This is a genomic window from Nonomuraea sp. B19D2 (genome assembly GCF_040137845.1).
GTDB lineage: Bacteria > Actinomycetota > Actinomycetes > Streptosporangiales > Streptosporangiaceae > Nonomuraea.
In genome coordinates this window covers 1-20,076 of sequence record NZ_JBEFAK010000022.1, presented here as the reverse complement: position 1 = coordinate 20,076, position 20,076 = coordinate 1, and the positions used below count along the sequence as shown (strand labels likewise).

The following is a 20,076-nucleotide window of genomic DNA, read 5'->3' as shown; positions in this document are numbered from 1 at the left end:
AGACCTTATTTCAGGCCGGTCATCGCGATGCTGTTGACCAGGTACCGCTGCAGCAGGAAGAACACCAGCAGGCACGGCAGCACCGACACGGCCGCCGAGGCCATGAGCACCGACAGCTGCAGCTCCTCGGTCCGCAGCGTGGTCAGCCCCACAGTCAAGGTGCGGGTGGCGTCGCTCTGCCCGACGACCAGCGGCCACAGGAAGTCGTTCCAGTGCCACAGGAACACGAACACGCCGAGCGTGGCCAGGATCGGCCTGGTCAGCGGCACCACGATCGTCCAGTAGACCCGCCACTCCGAGGCCCCGTCCACCTTGGCCGCGTCGAACAGCTCGTCCGGCAGCCCCAGGATGAACTGCCGCATCAGGAAGACGGCCTGCGAGTTGGCCAGCGTCGGCACGATCAGCCCCCAGAACGTGTCCACCCCGCCCAGGCTGTTGACCAGCACGAACGTCGGGATGAGCGTGGCCTGGAACGGCACCATCATGGTGGCGAGGAACGTCCAGAACATGGCCTCGCGGCCGGGGAAGCGCTTCTTGGCGAAGGCGTACCCGGCCATGGACGAGGTGAGGAGGATGATCACCACGGAGACCACGGCGTACACCAGCGAGTTGACCGTCCACGTGGCGAAACCCGACGACGACAGCACCCGCGCGATGTTGTCGAACGTGAGCGAGTCCGGCCACTGGGCCGGCACGGTGAGCCGGCCCGCCGGTGACAGCGCCACGATGAACATCGCCACGAACGGGCTGACGGTCAGCACCGACAGCAGCGCGAGCAGGGCCACGAGCGGCCACCTGCCCTGCCACCACCGGCGGCGGGCCGCCTGCCGGGCCCGCACCTCGGTGACGGGCCGGGACGCGGTCATCGTCATGTGTTCCCCCGATCCAGGAAGCGGCGCTGGACCAGCGACACGACCAGCACGATGGCGAACAGCACCATGCCCCATGTGGCGGCGTAGCCGAAGTCGAACGACCTGAAGCCGTGGTCGTAGATGCCATAGATGAGGGTGTAGGTGGCCCTGACCGGGCCGCCGCCGGTCATCACGTAGACGGTGTCGAAGGTCTGGAACGCGCTGATCGTCTCGATCACCACGACGAAGAAGATCGTCGGCTTGAGCAGCGGCAGCGTGATCCGGCGGAACCGCTGCCACGCGCTCGCCCCGTCCACCCTGGCCGCCTCCAGGTACGAGGACGGGATCGACTTCAGCCCGGCCAGCAGGATCAGCATCGAGTAGCCGAAGCCCTTCCACACCGACACCACGGCGAGCGCGGGCAGGACCAGTGCCGACTGCTCCAGGAACGCCACCGGGCCGAGGTCCGCCTTGGCCAGTAGGCCGTTGATGAGCCCGTCGAACTCGTAGATCCAGCGCCAGATGATGCCCGCCAGCACGAAGCTGGTCACGTACGGCAGGAAGAGCATGCCGCGGAACAGCCCGCGCAGGAAGACCACCTGGTTGAGCAGCAACGCCGTGCCGAGCGCCACCAGCAGCGTGAGCGGCACGTAGATCACCACGTACACGAGCGTGACCCGTAAGCTCAGCCAGAAGTTCACGTCGTCGAGCAGCCGGGCGTAGTTGTCGGCGCCGATGAAGTCCCACTCGCCGCCGATGTTCCAGTTCGTCAGGCTCATCCCCGCCGCGCCCAGCGACGGGAAGATCCGGAAGATCAGGAAGAGCACGAGCACGGGCAGCACGAACAGCAGGCCGGTGACCGGGTCACGCAGGCGTTGACGCACCAGGTGTTTCCTTTCTGGTGAGTGTGCGGGGGCTCAGCCGCCGCTGCCGAGCAGCTGGTTGGCCTCCTTGGCGGCCGCGTCGAGCGCGGTCTTCGCGTCCTCCTTGCCGAGCAGCGCGGCCTGGATGTGCGGCGCGAGCACGCTCATGACCTGGCGGGCCTTGGGGTGGGAGTCGCCGGGGAAGGCGTACTGCAGGGACTTGGCGAACTCCGTGGAGGACGCCGACTGGTCGGGCACGGTGACGTCCGTGCGCGCCGGGAAGAAGCCCGACTCCTTCGCCAGCGCGGCCGACACCTCCGGCGAGGCCAGGTAGCTGGCGAGCTTCTTGGCCGCGTCCTTGTTCTCGGAGTGCTTGGCCAGCACCAGGGCTCCGGGGATGCCGAACGCCACCCGCTTCTTGCCCTCGAGCGGCAGGCCGATGCCGAGGTTCTCGGCGCCGATGGCGGCGGCGAGCTGGTCGGCCTGGCCCGCGGTGGCCGCGTGGTACATGGCCGTCTTGCCGGCGGCCAGCGGGCCGCCCTCGATGTCGTTGCCCTTGCTCGCGGTGTTCTCCGGCAGGCCGCCCGCGGCCTTCAGGTCGAGCAGGAGCTGCAGGCTGTCCACGCCCTCCTGGCCGTTGAACGCGACGCTCTTGCCGTCGGGGGCGAAGACCGAGCCGCCGTTGGCCCAGAGGATCGGGTAGAAGCTCTGGTTGAGGCTGACGTCCGGCTTGCCGGGATAGTCCAGGACGGCGACCTTCTTCGCGGCCAGCTTGGGCGCGGCCTCCTTCAGCTCCGCCAGCGTCTCCGGCGCCTTCTCGACGCCCGCGTCGGCGAACAGCTTCTTGTTGTAGATGGGCGCGGTGATCGTCTGGTAGATCGGGACGCCGTACAGCTTGCCGTTGACGGTGAGGGCGGTCAGGGAGTTCGGCAGGTACGAGGCCTTGGCCGGGGCGACGATGTCGTCCACCGCCTCGACCATGCCCTGCTGGGCGTACTGCGGGATCTGGTCGGGACCGAGCACCACCAGGTCGAAGCCCTTCTTCGAGACCAGCGCGGTGGTGACCTTCTCCTGGCGGCCCTCCCAGGGCTGCTGGTCGATCTTGACGTCGATCGTGGGGTTCGCGGCCTCGAAGTCCTTCTCCACCTTGCCCCAGAACGCCTGGCTCTTGGCCTGGTCACCGATGACGGGATACATCCACAGGGTCACGGTGCTCTTGTCCGAGCCGCTGCTGGATCCGCACCCGGCGGCCGCGAAGCTCAGGGCGGCCACGATGCCGACTGCCGCTGCCTTCTTCATCTGCGGCTTCCTTTCGACTAATACCGGTCCTGACCGAAACCTAGTGAGCGCATCTGGCCGGGTCAATGGCTGATACATGAACGTAACTACGGTCGAGCCCGAAATTTCGCCATCTCAGCGGCGATCAGCTCGACGTGCTCGGACGTGTAGTTCTCGTTCCAGTCGATCACGAGCAGCGTCCGGTCCACCATACGCTCGGCCTGCGGGCAGGGGTTGGGCCGGTAGCCGTCGAGCGGGTAGCGGGAGGTCCCGTAGATGGCCGCGTCCCACACGGGCGCCCTGTTCAGCGGCTCGGCGAGGTAGCCCGCCCGCGCTGGGATCCCGGCCGCCGCCAGGTGCGCGGCCAGCTCAGGCGCGTCCCCGTCCGGGCACACGACCGGGAAGAGCCACCAGGCGTGGCCCTCCGGGCGCGGCAGCCGTACCCCTGGGAGGCCTTTCAGGGCGTCCAGCAGCTGTACGGCGGTGCGCCGGCGGGCGGCGAGCACGCCGGGGAGCTTGGCGAGCTGGGCGCGGGCCACGGCGGCCTGGAGCTCGGTCATGCGGTAGTTGAGCCCGAAGGCGGCGTGCGACCGGCCGGCCGCGCGGTCCCAGCCCTTGTCCGAGAACAGCCGCATCCGCCTGGCCAGCTCGTCGTCGTCGGTGATCGCCACGCCGCCGTCGCCGCAGGTGATGTGCTTCCACTGCTGCAGGCTGAGGCAGCCGACCTCGCCCACCATGCCCGCGAGCCGGCCGTCCGGCAGCTCGGCGAGCCAGGCCTGCGCGCAGTCCTCGATCAGCGCGAGGCCGTGCTCGTCGGCGAGCGCGCGCAGCTCGTCCATCCTGGCCGGCGCGCCGAACAGGTGGACCGCCATGATCGCCTTCGTTCGCGGTCCGATGAGCCCGGCCACCGCGCCGGGATCGAGATTGCCGTCCGACGGATCCACGTCCGCGAAGACAGGAACGGCGTTCTGCGCCAAGATGGGGGCCACGGTCCCGAAGTCCGTGATCGGTGTCGTGATGATCTCGTCCCCCGGGTCAGGCGCGGCCGCCACGACCGACAGATGGAGGGCCGCGGTGCCGGAGCTGCAGGCGATCGCGTGGCGGGTGCCGTACACGCGGGCGATCTCGCTCTCCAGCGCCCGCGCCTCGGTCCCCCAGACGGAGTTGAGCATGCCGGAGCGAATCACCCGCTCGGCGGCGGCCACCTCCTCGTCGCCGAGCGTACGGCCGGCCGCCTCTGCCATGGACGGGAACTTCACCGGGCACCTCACAAGTTATAGTTGCGGTCTTGACCGAAAATAGCGAGAGGGAGGCGTGGGTGGGAATCGTCATCGGGGTCGTCGGACCGCATGACCTGGTCGACGACGTCGCGGCCGTCTGCGAGGAGCAGCCCGGCGTCAGCACGCTGCGCCTCGACTACGACCACGAGTCGCAGGCGCCCGCGATCGTCGAGGCGCACGCCTCCGCCGTCGAGGGGTGGCTGTTCACCGGCATAGTGCCCTACATGCTCTCCCGCGACGCCGAGGCGCTCACCCGTCCGGCGGCGTTCGTCGACTACTCGGGCGCGACGCTGCTCAGCGCCCTGGTACGCCTCCAGCGCCAGGGCCAGGACGTCACCCGGCTGTCGATCGACACGCTGTCGGCCGCCGACGTCAACGCCACCTTCGACGAGGCCGGGCTGCCGACCGCCGACCTGCGCACGCTCCCGTACCGGCCGGAGATGACCTCCAAGAAGGCCGTCGCCTTCCACCGGAAGGGCCCCGCCCACGCGGTGATCACCTGCCTGAGCTCCGTGCACGAGGCCCTCCGCGACGAGCGGCACGTGCTGCGCCTGGTCCCGTCCGTCCATTCGGTACGGGTGGCGCTGCGCCAGCTCATGCTGACCGCCGAGGGACAGGCGCAGGAGGACGCCCAGATCGCGCTCGGGCTGATCGAGGTGGCCAACGAGGAGGGGCTGCTGCGCGAGGCCACGGCGCTCGGCGGCACCCTGGCGGCCTTCCGCGGCGGCACGCACCTGCTGGTGACCACCCGCGGCCCGCTGCACGACGCCACGGGCGGCTTCACGGGGCTGCCCATGCTGGCGCGGCTGGCCGCCCAGAACGACCTGGTACGCGTCGGTTTCGGCCTGGGCCGCAGCGCGGCGGAGGCCGAGAGCCTGGCCCGCCGCGCCCTCGCCAGGGCCCGCCGCATCGGCGAGGTCGCCGCGGTCCTGTCGCTGCGCGCTGACACGGACATCGTCCTGGAGTCGGTCACCTCGGCCCCGGCCGGCACGCAGAACCTCCCGGTCATCGCACGTCGCGTCGGCCTGTCGGTGTCCACGCTGGAGAAGCTCCTGGAGGCTCGGGCGGCGGCCGGGGACGAGCCGCTGACGACCCGCGAGATCGCCGACCGCCTGGGCGTCCAGCAGCGCACGGCCCGGCGCATGCTCCACCGGCTGGAGCTGGCGGGACTGGCCGAACGCACGGGCAACCTCACCAGCGGCTCCAGCGGCCGCCCCCTGACCCTCTACCGCCTCACCATCTGAGCGGGCCCGCACCGGTCAGGAGAGCCAGCGGTCGAGGCCGGCGGCGACGAAGTCGTCGTCCCGGAGCCACGGGTACGCGCCCCAGATCCGGTCGATCTCGTCCAGCTGCCCAGGAGACAGCTCCTCGGCGGGGTCGAGGCACCAGCGCCCCGCCAGCAGCCCCTGGCGGCGCAGCACCTCGTGGATCCCCGGAATGCACCCGTGGAACCCGTTGGCCGAGTCGAAGATGGCCGCGTTGGCGTCCGTCAGGTGGCCGTCCAGCGTGAGCAGCCGCCGTACCGCCGAGTCGTCACCGCCCCGGGCGAGCTTGGCCTCCTCCAGCAGCCCCACGGCCCGCCGCACCCACACCGCCCACTGGCCGAGCAGCCCGCCGACGAACTCGACGTCCACCTCGCGCCCGTCCACCACCACCCGGTGCGTGGTGATGAGGTCGGCCAGGATGTGATCGTCGTTGCCGGTGTAGAGCGCCACCTCCCCGGCCCGCCCCGCGCGTACGACGCCGTGCAGGACGTCCAGCGTGCGGTACCGGTCGAAGGGGGCGACCTTGATGCCCACCACGGACTCCACCGCAGCCAGACGTGTCCAGAAATTTCGGGATAAGGGGCGCCCGCCCACCGCCGGCTGCAGGTAGAAGCCGATCACCGGCAGCACTTCGCCCACCGCCCTGGCCCGCTCGATGAGCCCGTTCTCGTCGAGCTCCCGGTACGGGCTGAGCAGCACCATGTGATAGCCGAGCGACCGGGCGAGCTCCGCCTCCGCCACCGCCTGGGCCGTGGGCCCGGTGGCCCCGGCCACCAGCACCACCTCGCGGTCGAACTCCCCGGCGGTGCTCGCGGCCAGCTCGAGCACGGGCGGCAGCAGGCCGGTGCCGTGGATGGCGAACTGCGTCGTGTGGACGCCCACCGCCAGCCCGCCCGCGCCCGCCTCGACGTAGTAGCGGGTCAGCGCCCGCTGGCGGCGCTCGTCCAGCTTCCTGTCCTCGGTGAGCGCGAGCGGGTGCGCCGGGATCACCAGGCCACGCCTGAACAGATCGCGCACGGACGTCTGCGCCTCTGGAGCCGTGCTGAGCACGTGAGGTCCCCCTTTGGTCATTGGTGAGGCACGCGGGTGACGCCCCGCGTGCCGGAGTCCGATCAGAAGCGGCCGTCACGCCGTTCGAACTTGGTGGGCTTGCCGAGCAGCGGTCCGCCGTCCGCCACCCAGCGCGCGGTGTGCTCGACGAGCTCGGCGGGCGTGAGGTCCGGGTAACCGAACAGGCGGTGGCAGCGCCCCGCGTTCGACAGCAGCGCGGTCGGCGCCTCCTCGCCGGTGAACACCGGCTCCTTGCCCAGCGCCGCGCCGAGGGCCAGCGCGATCCGGCGCACCGAGAGCAGCTCGGGGCCGGTGACGTTCAGGACGTACGGCGGCGTGCCGGCCAGCGCCAGTGACCGGAGCGTCACCTCGTTGGCGTAGCCCTGCCAGACCACGTTCACCTGCCCCGTCGACAGGTCGACGGGCTCCCCGGCGAGCACCTTCTGCGCCAGGTCGACGAGCACGCCGTAACGCAGCTCGACCGCGTAGTTGAGGCGGATCAGCGACATCGGCGTGCCGTACGTCTCGGCGAAGTGCGTCAGCACCCGCTCGCGGCCCAGGCAGCTCATGGCGTAGTCGCCCACGGGCCCCACCGGCGAGTCCTCCGTGCTGCCGCCGCCGGTGACGGGGACGAGCGGGTAGACGTTCCCGGTGGACAGGGCGGCGATCCTGCTGTCCCTGAACCGGTCGGCGACCCGCCCGGGCAGGTACGCGTTGGTGAACCAGGTGGCGTGCTCACGCCCCTGCGTGCCGAACTTGGCACCGACCAGGAAGACGACGTTCGGCGCGGCGGGCAGGTCCCGCAGCGCCCGTTCGTCGGCGACGTCGGCGGAGACCACCGTCGCGCCGTCCTTGGCCAGCGCCTCGGCGAGCCCCGGCTCGGAGAAGCGCGAGACGGCGATGATCCGCCGGCTGCCCCGGGTGGCGTTGAGCGCCAGCCGCACCAGGCTCGGCCCCAGCTTGCCGCCGGCGCCCAGGATCAGGATGTCGCCGTCGAGCCCGGCCAGATCGTCCACGAGCCCGGCGCTGGGCCGCGCAAGGCGCTCCTCGAGTTCCGCTGTCGTGCGCACGCGCGTATCTCCTCCGTCCGCTATTTACGGTCCAGACCGTAACTCTGACGGACTTCGGCTGTCAACGGGTACAGACAGGACAACTGGGTCAGGCGACCTCGCGGGCGGCGACCAGCACCTCGAGGATGGCCCTCGTCTGCTCCCATGGCACCGGGCTGGGCGCGCCGCCCACCATGGAGAGGAACGCGTCGATGGTGCCCTCGTACCCGAGCCCCATGAGCGGGTCGTCGCCGCTCTCGATCACGATCGTGTCGGAGCCGCCGCGCCCGTGCAGGGTGACGGCGTAGGACTCGCCTTCGGAGACGCCGAGGATCTCGACCGTCCCCGTGACGCCGCTCCCCCACCGCAGCGCCAGCACGCCGGTGTCCTCGGAGCGCAGGCCCTGGTAGTGCCGCTTGGCCCCGGCGGCGCCCACCAGCCGCACGTCCGCTCCCAGCAGCGCGACCAGCAGCTCCACGCCGTGGATGCCCATGGTCACCATGGTCCCGCCGCCCTCGCCCGGCGTGTCCTGCCAGGCGTTGTAGCCGTCGGCCCACAGCCCCACGTCGTGCCGCACGGTGGCCCGCACGGCCAGCACCTCGCCGGGATCGACCCGGCTCCCGGCGAACGCGGGAGCGAACCTCAGCACCGAGCTCGACAGCACCCGCTCGTGGATCGCCAGCCGGTCGAGCGCGTCGAGCTGGGCCCTGCTGGCGGCGGCCGGCTTGTTCACGAAGCAGGCCACGCCGGTCTCCAGCACCCGCGCCAGGGCCTCGGGCACCTGCGGGTTGGGCACGGTCAGCACCACGCCGTCGGGCCCGGTGGCCAGCGCCTCGCCGAGGCTGCCGGCCACCTTCGCCGCCGGGTGCTCGTCGGTGAAGCGCCGCAGCCGCTCGGGGTCCTGCTCCCACACCACCAGCTCGGCGTGGTGAGTGAGGGTGCGGGCATCGGTGTACGGATGGCTGGTGGCGAGCCCAGCGAGGACAATACGCACGATTCGGGCTCCTCTACAGCTCGTCCACCTCGGCGAACGCCCGTCCGCCTGCCAACTTCGCATACCCCGGCCCCCGGTCGAAGAAGCGGTCGGCCGGAGGGCGCAGCCGGGCGCGGAGCTCGGCGGTGGCCTGCTCGTCGATGCGGTCGCCGTCCAGGACCACGCCGTAGTCCCCCAGCGCGCCCGCGATCGACACCTTCCCGTCCCGCACGTCGGCCGCCACCGCCCGGGGATCCCGGTCGTACGGGGAGCCCCAGCCTCCGCCTCCGGTCGTACGGATGCGGATCAGCTCGCCGGCCTGCACCGGGTGGTCGTCGACCAGCCCCTCCATCTCCTTTCCGGCGATCTCCACCCGGAACGGCCGCCCGGCGAGCCCGCCGTTGACGCCCCAGCAGGACAGGATCGAGCGGTCGGCGATGGACATGTACGAGGCGTCCCTGAGCATCCTGATGTGCTTGTCGTAGCCCAGCCCGCCCCTGAACATCCCCGGCCCGCCGGAGTCGCAGGCCAGCGCCAGCCGCTCCACCAGGAACGGCCAGCGCGCCTCGGCGAACTCCACGGGGATGTTGCGCGAGTCGGGCACGACGTGGATGGTGTCCTCGCCGTCGGCGTACCAGCGCCCGCCGGAGCCGCCGCCGAGGACCTCGCGCATCAGGTACGGCTGCTCGTCGTCGCCGGTGCCGTACACGCCGGTGTAGCGGATGGTCTCCTGGTCGGCCGGCATGCGCCCGCCCGTCGCCTTGGCCAGCACGCCGGCGAGCACGCCGAGCAGGCGCAGGATGACGAACGTGCGGGCGTTCGTCGGGGCGGGGAAGACCGGCGTGAGCAGGGTGCCCTTCTCCGGGAAGATCATCTTGATGAGGGGCACGACGCCCTCGTTGACGTCCAGATCCGCCATCCGCTCCGGCGTGTCGGCCAGGTTGCGCAGCACCGGGGCCAGCCATTTCTTCAGGAAGACGCCGCCGGCGTAGTCGCCCGCGTGGTTGATCGGCCCCTTGGCCTGCGGCGACGTGCCGGTGAAGTCAATCGTGAGAGGCGAGTCGGCCGAGTGGTCGACCGTGAGCGTGATGCGCTGGGCGTGCAGCCGTGGTTCGTCCACGCCGTCGTGCTCGGCGTAGTCCTCCCACACGTACGTGCCCTCGGGGATCTTGGCCAGCAGCTCCCTGCGGAACGTCTCGGTGGTCTTGGAGATGATCGCGTCGAAGCACTCCTCGACGGCCTGCCTGCCGTACCGCTCGAACAGCTCGCCCAGCCGCCGCGCCCCCATCAGGCAGGCCGAGCACTCGGCGTCGAGGTCGCCCGCGAGCGAGTCGGGCATGCGGGAGTTGCGGGTCATGATGCGCAGCGCCGCCTCGTTCGGCACGCCCTGGTCCCACAGCTTGATCGGCGGCACCATCAGGCCCTCTTCGAAGACCGACCTGGCATGCGAGGGCATGGAGCCGGGCACGGACCCGCCGATGTCGTCGTGGTGCCCGAACGCCTGCACGAACGCGACGACGGAGCCCTCGTGGAAGACGGGCACGGTCACGCACAGGTCGGGCAGGTGGCCGATGCCGCCCTCGGAGAGGTAGACGTCGTTGTGGAAGTAGACGTCGCCCGGCTTCATCGTCTCGACGGGGAAGTCGCGCACGACCGGCTGGACGAGCGCGCTGTAGGAGCGGCCGGTGAGCTTGCGCAGCCGTACGTCGTGGATGCCCGCGCGGAAGTCGTGCGCGTCGCGGATCATCGGCGAGCGGGCCGTGCGGGCGATGGCCGTCTCGACCTCCTTCTCGACGGACGCCAGCGTGCCCTCGACGATCTCCACCAAAATCGGATCAGTCACGCTTTATCTCCACATTTCCGTACTCGTCTACCTTGGCGGTGAAGCCTGGGTGGATGGGGATCGTCGAGCCGTACTCCTCGATCACCGCCGGCCCCTTGACCACGGCGCAGGGGCCGAGGGCGGAGCGCTGGTGGATGGGGGTGTCGCGGGTCTCGTCGAAGTGCACCGGGCGTACCGAGGTGGCGCCCTCTCCGGGGCTCTCCAGGCGCCGGATGGCCGGGCGGGTGATGGGGCCGATGCCGGAGACGCGCAGGTTCACCCATTCGACGCCGTGGCGGGGATCATCCCGGTACGCGTACCCGTACAGCTTCTCGTGGGCCTCGTGGAAGCGGTCGATCACCTCGGCCTGCCAGTCGTCGTCGATCTCGCCCGCCGGGGCCGGCACGCTGACCTCGTAGGCCTGGCCGTAGTACCGCAGGTCGGCGCTGCGCAGGTAGACCGGGTCGGCGAAGCCCTCCCGGTCGAGGGCCTCGCCCGCCTGATGCTCCAGGTCGTGGAAGATCTCGACCGCCTTGCCGAGCGACAGCTCGCGGGTGACGTACGTACGGACGTAGTCGTTCTTGACGTCCACCGTGAGCAGTCCGAACGCCGAGACGTTGCCGGGGTCGCGCGGGACGACGACGGCCGGCAGGCCGAGGATGTCGATCAGCCGGCACGCCAGCAGCGGCCCGGAGCCGCCGAACGTCACCAAGGGGAAGTCCCGCACGTCGAGCCCGCGTTTGACGGTGAGCTGCCTGATCGCGTTGCTCTGGTTGAACGCGCTGATCTCCAGGATGCCGGTCGCCGTGCGCTCGGGGGTGAGGCCGAGCTTGTCCGCCAGCGCCTCGATGCCGCCGCGCGCGGCGTCGGCGTCCAGCGGGATCTCGCCGCCGAGCAGGTGGGGCGGGATCCGGCCCAGGAACACGTGCGCGTCCGTGACCGTCACCTCCGTGCCGCCCCTGCCGTAGCAGATGGGCCCGGGGTCGGCGCCCGCGGACCTGGGGCCGACCTTGAGCGTGCCCTCGGGCGAGATCCACGCGATGGAGCCGCCGCCCGCGCCGACGGTGATGATGTCGATCATCGGGATCTTGCAGGGATAGCGGCCGACGGAGCCCTCGGTGGTGAGGGAGGGCTCGCCGTCGATCACCACGGCCACGTCGGTCGAGGTGCCGCCGCCGTCCAGCGTGATCACCGACTGGTGCCCCGCCGTGGAGGCGATGAGCGCCGCGCCGAGCGCCCCCGCCGCCGGGCCCGACAGGACGGTGGTGATCGGCTGGTTGACGACCTCGCGGGCGGACAGGATGCCGCCGTTGGACTTCATGACCGAGAACGGCTTGCCGAGGCGGTTGGACAGGTTAGCGATGTAGCCGCGCATCGCGGGCTTGACGGCGGCGTCCACGAGGGTGGTGACCGAGCGCTCGTACTCCCGGTATTCGCGCAGCACGTCGCTCGACAGCGAGATCACCGCCTCCGGGTGCTCGCGCCAGAGCACCTCGCGCATGCGGCGCTCGTGCTCGGGGTTGGCGTAGGAGTGCAGGAAGCAGACCCCGATCGCCGTGACGCCCCTGGCCTTGAACCAGCGGGCCACCTCGACGGCCTGCTCCTCCGAGAACGGCCGCACCTCCTCGCCCCGGTGGTCGAGCCGCCCGCCGACGGTCTTGACCAGGTGCACCGGAACGATCCTCGGCGGCTTGACCCAGAAATAGGAGTTGCCGTAGCCGTCGGGCACGCTCTGCCTGGCGATCTCCAGGACGAACTCGAAGCCCTCGGTCGTGATGAACCCGAGATTGGAGATCCGGTCTTCGAGCAGCTGGTTCGTGGCCACCGTGGTGCCGTGGACGATCGAGCCGGCGTCGAGGCCGCCGAGCTTCGCGATGCCCGCGACGAACCCGTCCGCCGGGTTGGCGGGCGTCGAAGGGGTCTTGGTGCTGAGGATCTCACCGGTCTCCTCGTCCACCGCGACCACGTCGGTGAAGGTTCCCCCGGTGTCCACTCCGATACGGACGCTATGCATGGCTCCTCGGTTGGCCGGTGACCAGAGTTCCTGCTGCTTACTTCAGAGGAGAAATGTCCCACGAGGTCGTGGAACAAGCCAAGCCACTAAGCTGGCCCCCCGTGACCGAACTGTCTGCCTTGTCTGCCGTGCCCTCTGGGGCAAGGGATGCCGTGCTCAAGTTCTTCTTCGGCCCCATGGACTGCGGGAAGTCCACACTGGCGCTCCAGATGAACTACAACCACGGACGTCAGGGCAGGCGCGGCCTGGTGCTGACCAAGCACGACCGCTCTGGCGGCCCCAAGGTCACCAGCCGGATCGGGCTCGGTCTCGACGCGATCGAGGTGGAGGACTCGCTCGACCTCGTGCGGCTGGTCACCTCCCGCGATCGCATCGACTATCTCATCTGCGACGAGGCCTGCTTCTACACCGTCCAGCAGATCGAGCAGCTCGCGGACCTGGTGGACGAGCACGGCGTGGACGTGTACGCGTTCGGGCTGGCCTCGGACTTCAGGTCGGTGATGTTCCCGGCGGCGCAGCGGCTGTTCGAGCTGGCGGACGAGGTGTGCCGGCTGCAGGTCGAGGTGCTGTGCTGGTGCGGGCGTCCCGGGCAGCTCAACGCCCGGGTGGTGGGCGGGGCGATGGCCCGTACGGGCGAGCAGGTCGTGATCGGCGACACCGACACCTCACACGTGCGCTACCAGGTCCTCTGCCGCCGCCACCACCGCTCCGGCCGCCTCGGCGAGGGCTCAGACGAGGCGGTCCAGCAGCTGTCTGAGTAGCCGCGCGTCGTCGCCCGGCAGGGCGGCGAGGAACGCCTCCTCGGCCGCCTCCACGGCGCGCGTGGCCCCGTCGAGCACCTCCCTGCCGTGCTCCGTCAGCTCCACCATGTTCTTGCGCCGGTCGCCGGGGTGCGGCCGGCGCCCGACGAGCTTCTTCCGCTCCAGCCCGTCCAGCAGGGCGACCATCGTCGTCCTGTCGATGCCCAGCCGCTGCGCGGCCTCCAGCTGGGAGAGCGGCTCCCGCGTGCCGAGCACCGACAGCACCGCGAACTCACGCCCGTCGATCCCGTGCGGCTCCAGCGCCGGGCCCGTCAGCTCCGCCAGGCGCAGGTTGGCGTGCTTGAGCAGGTAGCCGAGGCGGCGGCGTCGCGACACGTCACGATTCTCACACGGCGCAGTATCCGTCGTCGTCGCACCCGTCGGCCGGGGCGGCCAGCTGGGTGATCGGCGTCTGACCGGTCCGCTCCGCCACCTCGTCGATCGCCGCCGCGAAGGCCTCCTCCGGCTGGGCCCCCGACACCGCGTACTTGCCCTCGAACAGGAACAGCGGCACCCCGCTGATCCCGAGCGCCCGCGCCCGGTCGAGCTGCTCGCGCAGCTGGTCGGCGCCCTCGCCGCCGTCCTCGACCCCGACCTCGGCGGCCAGCTTGGCCAGGACGTCCTGGTCCCCCACGTTGAGCCCGTCGGTGAAGTGCGCCCGGAACAGCCGCTCGGCCATCTCCTTGCCGCGCCCCTGCCGCTCGGCCACCTCGATCAGGCGGTGCGCCTCGAACGTGTTGGCGCTCACCGCGTGGTCGAAGTCGAGCGTCAGCCCGTCGCCGGCGGCGGTGTCGACGACCCGCCGGACCATCTGACCGGCGTTCGGCCCGAACTTCCGCTCCAGCGAGGGGATCAGCGGCTCGCCCTCCGCCGGGGCGTCGGGATTGAGCTGGTACGGGCGCATCGTCACGTCGATCGTGCCGCCCTTGGCGCGGAACCGTTCGGCGGCCTTGGCGAACCTGGTGTGCCCGATATAGCACCAGGGGCATACGACGTCGGAGAAAATTTCCACCTTCACGCATATGGGCAACCGCCGGGCGCCGCCGCTGATTCCTATCCTGCGGCCAGTTCCTCCAGCCGGTAAGGCAGGTACGCCGAGTCGTCCACCAGCGCCGACGCGCCGCGCCACCACCCGAACCACTCGCCGCTGCGCCACATCCAGTCCACCCGCTCGATGGCGGCCACCACGTCGCCGACCGTCTCCCACCGCTCGCCGAGCTGCTCGCGGGTGGCGCCGTGCCGCAGCGCCCAGGCACGCAGGACCCCCACGGCGGCGGCGGGGACCTCGCGGGCGTAGGGGTCGGGGTCCTCGCCGGGCAGCCGGTGCGGCCCGAGCCCGGCCGCCACGCCCCAGCTCCACTGGGCCTCGGCGGGCCGGGAGTAGCGCAGGGAGTGGAAGTCGAGGTTCGACCCGAGCTCGTCGTCGGGCCGCCGGGTGACGACCGCGTCCAGCCGCCCGCCGGCGTCGAAGTGGACGACCAGCCGCTGCCCCGGCTTCACTCCCGCCGGCAGCTCGAACCGGTCCTCGGCCTGCCACGAGTTGAGATCGACCTCGGCGACCGGCCGGCCCCACATCTGGTCGGCGGCGTCGTCGGAGATCCAGGCGGCCAGCATCTCGAGCGCGGTCAGATCGGTCCACGGCTCGATCGCGACCGCCGTGCGCACCACCTCGTCCGGGGCCGGGAGCTTGCCGCCCCTGGACCGGCTCCACCACTCCGCGCCCAGCTCGCGGGTGCCGACGAGCAGCGCGGCGATGGCGGCCAGCTCGGCCGAGCGCCGGGTGAGCGAGGCGCCCAGCGCCAGATCGAGGGTGCGGGCGGTGCGCTCCTCCCCGAGCACCGGGCGCACGTCCGCGATCAGGGTGTCGGCTGTCGGGCGCTCTTCGCCCAGCAGGTTGCGTACGACTCGCCTGGCTTCGGTCCGTGCGTCTTCCGCGTGTGCCTGCCGCATGAAACCACGCTACGCCTGGAGATCCTTTTCCGCGAGAGGCCACCGAGCCCGCACCTTTGCATCGCCGGCCCGCACGTCGAAAGCCGGCAACTCAAGTCAAGGGCGCGGGCGCCGGGAGGCGCGTCCGAGCAGCCAGCCCACCGCGACGCCCGTGAGCGCGATGCCCGCCCCCATCCCGAACGACGCCAGCATCACCCACGGCCGCGTCTCCGTGTGCCGCTTGCGGGGCCGCTTGGCGGGCCGCTCGTAAACTGGGCCGGGCGCCTGCGCAGGCCGGCCACGGCGTGCGGTCCCCGCGCCCTGCTCCGGCGCCACAGGACCCTCTGCCACCACGGGTGAACGGCCCTCGGCGCGATCGTCGCCGAGCGCGCCGACGCCGGCTCCCGCCGCCCCACGCAGATGGTCGTCGACGGCCGAGAAGAACTCCCCCGCCGTCCGCTTGGCCACCGAGCCGAGCATGCGCTGCCCGACCCCGCCGATCATCCCGCCGATCACCGCGTCGGCGTCGTAGTCCACCCGGGTCCCGCCCTCGACCTCGCTCAGCCGTACCAGAACGGTGGCGTCCACCGTCCCGGGCGCCCCCTGCCCCCGCGCCTTGAGCGTGAAGCTCTCGGGCGCCAGCGGGTCGGCCAGCGCCACCTCCCCCTGGTAGACGCCCTTGATGGACGCGACCCCCGCGTTGACCGTCATCCGGTAGGTGTCAGGCCCGGTCTCCTCCAGGCGTTCGCACCCCGGAATGGTGCGCACCAGCACCGCGGGATCCTGGAGCGCCGCCCACACCCGATCCCGCTGAACGCCGATCACGGCACTACCCGCCACTTTCATCGGAGTCCCCCAAGGACACCCGGCCCTTGAGCTTCAGGGCTGGGAGGAATCGGGGTCCCCCCAGGGGTGGCCCGGCACCCCCGGGATAGCCTCAAGCGGGAAGCGCGCATACTTCCTCCTCCTTCGTGATGGTGTAGGCGTAGCCATCCCCCCGCTGCACCAGGCGGACATGCCGGTGATGGATGCCCGGGACCACTTTAGGCAGACAGGAACGGGCAGATAAGGGCAACAACTGCCATAGGAGTGGCGCGCGCCACTTGGTTGTGGGTTGCCAGATCGCCATCGCACACCTCCTGTCACAGAAGCCTCACGTACCGCAATGCTACTTCTCCGCCCTTCGATGTACGGATGAATCAACCCGGCGGCTGACGCGCCGGACCCGTCCGGCGCGGGATCCTCGGTTACGCAGCAACAGCCGGCGGACAGCGATGTGACCAAGCTCGCATCGCATTGCTCTACGACTTGTAGTACTACTTCAAGTAGATGAACTACAGCTTGTAGAGCTCACGGAGTGGACGGAAGATGGACGCACTTGACCTGGCGCGGTGGCAGTTCGGAGTGACCACCGTGTACCACTTTCTGTTCGTGCCCCTGACCATCGGTCTGGGGATCTTCGTGGCGGGCCTCCAGACGGCCTGGCACCGCACGCGGAAGGACCACTACCTGAAGCTCACGAAGTTCTTCGGGAAGCTGTTCCTGATCAACTTCGCCATGGGCGTGGTCACCGGCATCGTGCAGGAGTTCCAGTTCGGGATGAACTGGAGCGAATACTCCACGTTCGTCGGCGACGTCTTCGGCGCGCCGCTGGCCATGGAGGCGTTGCTCGCCTTCTTCATGGAGTCCACGTTCCTGGGCCTGTGGATCTTCGGCTGGGAGCGGTTGCCGAAGAAGGTGCATCTGGCGTGCATCTGGGCGGCCGCCATCGGGTCCAACTTGTCGGCATATTTCATCCTTGCGGCCAACGCCTGGATGAAGCACCCCGTCGGCTACGAGGTCGTGGACGGCAAGGCCAGGATGACCGACCTGTGGGCCGTGCTCACCAACTCCACGGCGCTCGCGCAGGTGCCCCACGTGATCGGGGCGGCGTTCGTCGTGGCGGGCGGTTTCGTGCTGGCCGTGAGCGGCTACTGGCTGCTCAGGACGCGCGCCCCCATGTGGCGCAGCGCCGCCAGGGCCGCGCTGGTGATGACGGCGATCGCGGGGGCCGTCGTCGCGGGCACCGGCGACACGTCCGCCAGGCTGCTGTATGAGCAGCAGCCCATGAAGCTGGCCTCCGCGGAGGGCCTGGAGCGCGACACGGCGGGCGCGGCGTTCTCCGTGGCGCCCGGCATCGAGATCCCCCGCGTGCTGAGCTTCCTGGCCGCCCACGACCCCAACGCCACCGTCCAGGGCACCGAGGACCTGCAGCGGCGCTTCGAGCAGCAGTTCGGCCCGGGCGACTACCGGCCCAACCAGCCGGTCGTGTTCTGGTCGTTCCGGGTGATGATCGTGTTCGGGATGGCCACGGTGGGCCTGTCGGTGCTCGGCCTCTGGCTGACCCGGCGCAGGCGCGAGTTCCCGAGGTGGTTGTCGCGGGCGATGCTGCTGGCCCTGCCGCTGCCGGCGGCCGCGATGATCGCCGGGTGGCTGCTGAGCGAGATCGGCCGCCAGCCGTGGACCGTCGCGGGCGAGCTGCTCACCGCCTCCAGCGTGTCGCCCGGCGTGAGCCTGGCCGAGGTGGCCACCTCGCTGACCGTCTTCACGCTCCTGTACGGCGCACTCGCAGTGGCCGAAGGCGTGCTGCTGACCAGGCATGTCCGCAAGGGCGTCGAGGAGCAGGCGCCCGCACCCACGGCCGAGCGGCTCGAGCCGTCGCTGATGTACTGAGGGGTAAGACAATGATCGAGTTGTGGTTCGTCATCATCGCCTTCCTCTGGACGGGCTACTTCGTGCTGGAGGGCTTCGACTTCGGCGTCGGCATGCTGGCGCCGATCGTGAGCAGGAGCGCCGAGCAGCGGCGGCAGAGCCTGCAGACCATCGGCCCGGTGTGGGACGGCAACGAGGTCTGGCTGATCACCGCCGTCGGCGCCATGTTCGCCGCCTTCCCCGCCTGGTACGCGGGCGTGTTCAGCACGTTCTACCTGCCGGTGACGCTCGTCCTGGTGGGGTTGATCGTGCGCGGCGTCGGCCTGGAGTGGCGGGGCAAGGTGACCGACCCGCGCTGGTGCGACCTCGGCATCGTGGTGGGCAGCGTGCTCCCGGCGTTCCTGTGGGGCGCGGTCTTCGCCGACCTGCTGTACGACAGCCTGCCCGCCGCCCTGCTCGGGGGCGCGTTCACCCTGGCCGTGTGCGCCCTGCACGGGGCCGTCTTCCTGGCACTCAAGACCACGGGTCCGGTACGCCGCCGTGCCCGCGCCGTCGCCCTGGCCGCCAGCGGGGTCGCCATCCCGGTGGCCGTGGCCGCGCTGTCGGGCCTGGGCTCGCTCCCGGCGCTGGCCGCCATGGGTTCCCTGGCCGCGGCCACGGCGCTCATCTGGCGCCGCCGCGAGGGCTGGGCCTTCACGGCCACGGCCGGCGCCATCGTCCTGACCACCCTGGCGGTCTTCATGGAGCTCCGCGTCCAGCCGCTCCCCGGCCTGACCCTGGCCGAGGCGGCCTCGGGGCCGTACACGCTGACGATGCTCAGCTGGATCGGGCTGATCGCGCTGCCGTTCGTGCTGGTCTACCAGGGGTGGACGTACTGGGTGTTCAGAAAGCGGGTCCGGGTGGAAACGACGCCCGTCCAGGTGGCCCGCTCCCAGCAGCCCACCCGCACGGCACACGGCTAGGTGGCCAGGGAGCCGCCGAGGTAGAGGCGGCCGAGGCGGGGGTCGGCGGCGAGGGCCGGGGCGGGGCCGGTGATGTGCACGCGGCCGAGGTCCAGCACGCAGCCGACGTCCGCCATCTCCAGGGCCCGGCGGGTACCCGAAACCGAAGAGAGGCCGAGCCACGTAGGGGACACAAACGTACCCTCAGTTCCGTGGCAGTTCCTAAGCGGGCAAGCTCCAGCTCGGCCCACGAGGATCGCCGAGCCAGACCCGTTGGCCGTCTCTGGTTATGGTGAGCCCGAACCTGGTTTGGTCCGGGCGTCCGGCGTCTTGCCAGGCGTCGATCGCATTCTCAACGGCATCCCAGAGCAGTAGCGGGCCGTGCTGGCGCACCTGCCAGCCATCGTCGCTGGGAGTGAGGGCTGCGACAGAGCCCGAGACGACATCGATAAGGTGCGTAGGGTCATCGATGGTGATCATCTGAGCGTTGGGAATGGCGCACTGCGCAAGAAAGCGCAGATGAAATGCCTGCTCACTCGCAGCATTGATCAGTTCCGGGCCATGTCGAGCCGTCCGCCCCTGTTTAGCGAGGGCGTCCCCCCAGTGTGCGGGATTGCCGAATGCGGGGGCGGCGTGCGCGCGGACGGACATGAAGGAGACCGTCCCTGGCAGGGGCATTCCTTCTGCGGTCCCGGTGCTCGACACGGTCAGCAGGACGCGGGCGTAGCCGTAGAGCCACCCGCTCAGCGTGAGCAGGATCTTGCCGCCAGGGCGGGTCTGCGCGATCAGTGGGGGTGGGACGTTACGGAAGGAGCAGGCGGCCACGACACGATCGTAGGGAGCGCAGGGCCAATAGCCGTACAGGCCGTCCGCAACGGCTAGATCGGGTACATGGCCCAGGCTGTACAGCGTTGCGGCGGCCTGGTTGAGCCGCTGAGAGTCCACCTCGATGGAGGTCACCGCGTCCGAGCCGAGACGTTCGCACGCCAGGGCGGTGGAGTATCCCGTACCGGTGCCGATCTCCAGCACCCTGTGTCCCTGCGTAAGGTCAGCGTCCTCCCACATACGCACGACGAGGGACGGCAGGGTGGAAGAAGAGGTTGGCGCCCCGCCGTACCGCTTGGCGGCGTGTCGCCAGTCGGGGGCCGCGCCCAGGGAGATGGTGTTTGAGAAGGTCACCCGTAATCGGTGACTATTAGGAAGCAATCGCCTCAATAGTCACTTTAGCATCGTTTGTCTTGTTTTTGGAATCGGGTGAATCGGTGTTCTT

The 20,076-nt window shown here is 70.5% G+C and carries 18 protein-coding genes; 4 read left to right on the top strand and 14 right to left on the bottom strand.

Translation table 11 applies throughout. The features are described from left to right. Nucleotides 1-5: 5 nt before the first annotated feature. The 4 genes from ABN273_RS33650 to ABN273_RS33635 form a co-directional block, all read right to left on the bottom strand. Entirely contained in the window at nucleotides 6-872 is an 867-nt protein-coding gene (locus tag ABN273_RS33650; RefSeq protein ID WP_349453116.1) for a carbohydrate ABC transporter permease, read from the bottom strand. After that, nucleotides 869-1,735, bottom strand: a complete 867-nt coding sequence (locus ABN273_RS33645) for a carbohydrate ABC transporter permease (protein ID WP_349453115.1) — start codon at nucleotides 1,733-1,735, stop codon at nucleotides 869-871. The genes ABN273_RS33650 and ABN273_RS33645 overlap by 4 nt, the downstream gene beginning before the upstream one ends. A gap of 33 nt (nucleotides 1,736-1,768) precedes the next feature. Beyond that, a complete protein-coding gene (locus ABN273_RS33640) occupies nucleotides 1,769-3,013 on the bottom strand; it encodes an ABC transporter substrate-binding protein (RefSeq protein WP_349453114.1) in 1,245 nt (414 codons plus the stop codon). Nucleotides 3,014-3,099: 86 nt separating this feature from the next. Further along, complete coding sequence (locus ABN273_RS33635) at nucleotides 3,100-4,251, bottom strand: DegT/DnrJ/EryC1/StrS family aminotransferase (RefSeq protein WP_349453113.1); 1,152 nt, start codon at nucleotides 4,249-4,251, stop codon at nucleotides 3,100-3,102. Nucleotides 4,252-4,280: 29 nt separating this feature from the next. Between ABN273_RS33635 and ABN273_RS33630 the strand changes: the two genes are divergently transcribed. Further along, on the top strand, nucleotides 4,281-5,516 hold the full coding sequence (locus tag ABN273_RS33630) for a hypothetical protein (protein ID WP_349453112.1): 1,236 nt from the start codon (nucleotides 4,281-4,283) through the stop codon (nucleotides 5,514-5,516). Between the two features lie 15 nt (nucleotides 5,517-5,531). On the opposite strand, the gene ABN273_RS33625 is transcribed toward ABN273_RS33630, so the two are convergent. From ABN273_RS33625 to ABN273_RS33605, 5 genes are all read right to left on the bottom strand, one after another. Further along, nucleotides 5,532-6,587, bottom strand: a complete 1,056-nt coding sequence (locus ABN273_RS33625) for a dihydrodipicolinate synthase family protein (protein WP_349453111.1) — start codon at nucleotides 6,585-6,587, stop codon at nucleotides 5,532-5,534. 62 nt (nucleotides 6,588-6,649) lie between these two features. Next, the gene (locus tag ABN273_RS33620) at nucleotides 6,650-7,657 is read right to left on the bottom strand and encodes an NAD-dependent epimerase/dehydratase family protein (RefSeq protein ID WP_349453110.1); all 1,008 of its coding nucleotides are present in this window, start codon (nucleotides 7,655-7,657) and stop codon (nucleotides 6,650-6,652) included. Between the two features lie 88 nt (nucleotides 7,658-7,745). Further along, nucleotides 7,746-8,630: a Gfo/Idh/MocA family protein gene (locus ABN273_RS33615; RefSeq protein ID WP_349453109.1), complete on the bottom strand. Its 885-nt coding sequence runs from the start codon at nucleotides 8,628-8,630 to the stop codon at nucleotides 7,746-7,748. A gap of 13 nt (nucleotides 8,631-8,643) precedes the next feature. After that, a complete protein-coding gene (locus ABN273_RS33610) occupies nucleotides 8,644-10,452 on the bottom strand; it encodes a hydantoinase B/oxoprolinase family protein (RefSeq protein WP_349453108.1) in 1,809 nt (602 codons plus the stop codon). After that, complete coding sequence (locus ABN273_RS33605) at nucleotides 10,445-12,445, bottom strand: hydantoinase/oxoprolinase family protein (RefSeq protein WP_349453107.1); 2,001 nt, start codon at nucleotides 12,443-12,445, stop codon at nucleotides 10,445-10,447. Before ABN273_RS33605 ends, ABN273_RS33610 begins: the two co-directional genes overlap by 8 nt. A 101-nt stretch (nucleotides 12,446-12,546) precedes the next feature. On the opposite strand from ABN273_RS33605, the gene ABN273_RS33600 reads away from it, so the two are divergent. Beyond that, nucleotides 12,547-13,206, top strand: coding sequence for a thymidine kinase (locus tag ABN273_RS33600; protein ID WP_349453106.1), 660 nt, complete (start codon nucleotides 12,547-12,549; stop codon nucleotides 13,204-13,206). On the opposite strand, the gene ABN273_RS33595 is transcribed toward ABN273_RS33600, so the two are convergent. The 4 genes from ABN273_RS33595 to ABN273_RS33580 all read right to left on the bottom strand — a co-directional run bounded on the left by ABN273_RS33595 (nucleotide 13,174) and on the right by ABN273_RS33580 (nucleotide 15,999). Next, the gene (locus ABN273_RS33595; RefSeq protein WP_349453105.1) at nucleotides 13,174-13,581 is read right to left on the bottom strand and encodes a MarR family winged helix-turn-helix transcriptional regulator; all 408 of its coding nucleotides are present in this window, start codon (nucleotides 13,579-13,581) and stop codon (nucleotides 13,174-13,176) included. The genes ABN273_RS33600 and ABN273_RS33595 overlap by 33 nt on opposite strands. Nucleotides 13,582-13,591: 10 nt before the next feature. Continuing rightward, nucleotides 13,592-14,257, bottom strand: a complete 666-nt coding sequence (locus ABN273_RS33590) for a DsbA family oxidoreductase (RefSeq protein WP_349453104.1) — start codon at nucleotides 14,255-14,257, stop codon at nucleotides 13,592-13,594. A gap of 41 nt (nucleotides 14,258-14,298) precedes the next feature. Beyond that, nucleotides 14,299-15,195, bottom strand: coding sequence for a hypothetical protein (locus ABN273_RS33585; protein WP_349453103.1), 897 nt, complete (start codon nucleotides 15,193-15,195; stop codon nucleotides 14,299-14,301). Between the two features lie 96 nt (nucleotides 15,196-15,291). Continuing rightward, the gene (locus ABN273_RS33580; protein ID WP_349453102.1) at nucleotides 15,292-15,999 is read right to left on the bottom strand and encodes an SRPBCC family protein; all 708 of its coding nucleotides are present in this window, start codon (nucleotides 15,997-15,999) and stop codon (nucleotides 15,292-15,294) included. Nucleotides 16,000-16,542: 543 nt separating this feature from the next. Here ABN273_RS33580 and ABN273_RS33575 point away from each other — a divergent pair. Next, a complete protein-coding gene (locus ABN273_RS33575; RefSeq protein ID WP_349453101.1) occupies nucleotides 16,543-17,886 on the top strand; it encodes a cytochrome ubiquinol oxidase subunit I in 1,344 nt (447 codons plus the stop codon). Nucleotides 17,887-17,897: 11 nt separating this feature from the next. Then, entirely contained in the window at nucleotides 17,898-18,827 is a 930-nt protein-coding gene (cydB, locus tag ABN273_RS33570) for a cytochrome d ubiquinol oxidase subunit II (protein ID WP_349453100.1), read from the top strand. A gap of 201 nt (nucleotides 18,828-19,028) precedes the next feature. On the opposite strand, the gene ABN273_RS33565 is transcribed toward cydB, so the two are convergent. Beyond that, a complete protein-coding gene (locus ABN273_RS33565; RefSeq protein ID WP_349453099.1) occupies nucleotides 19,029-19,985 on the bottom strand; it encodes a methyltransferase domain-containing protein in 957 nt (318 codons plus the stop codon). Nucleotides 19,986-20,076 lie beyond the last annotated feature (91 nt).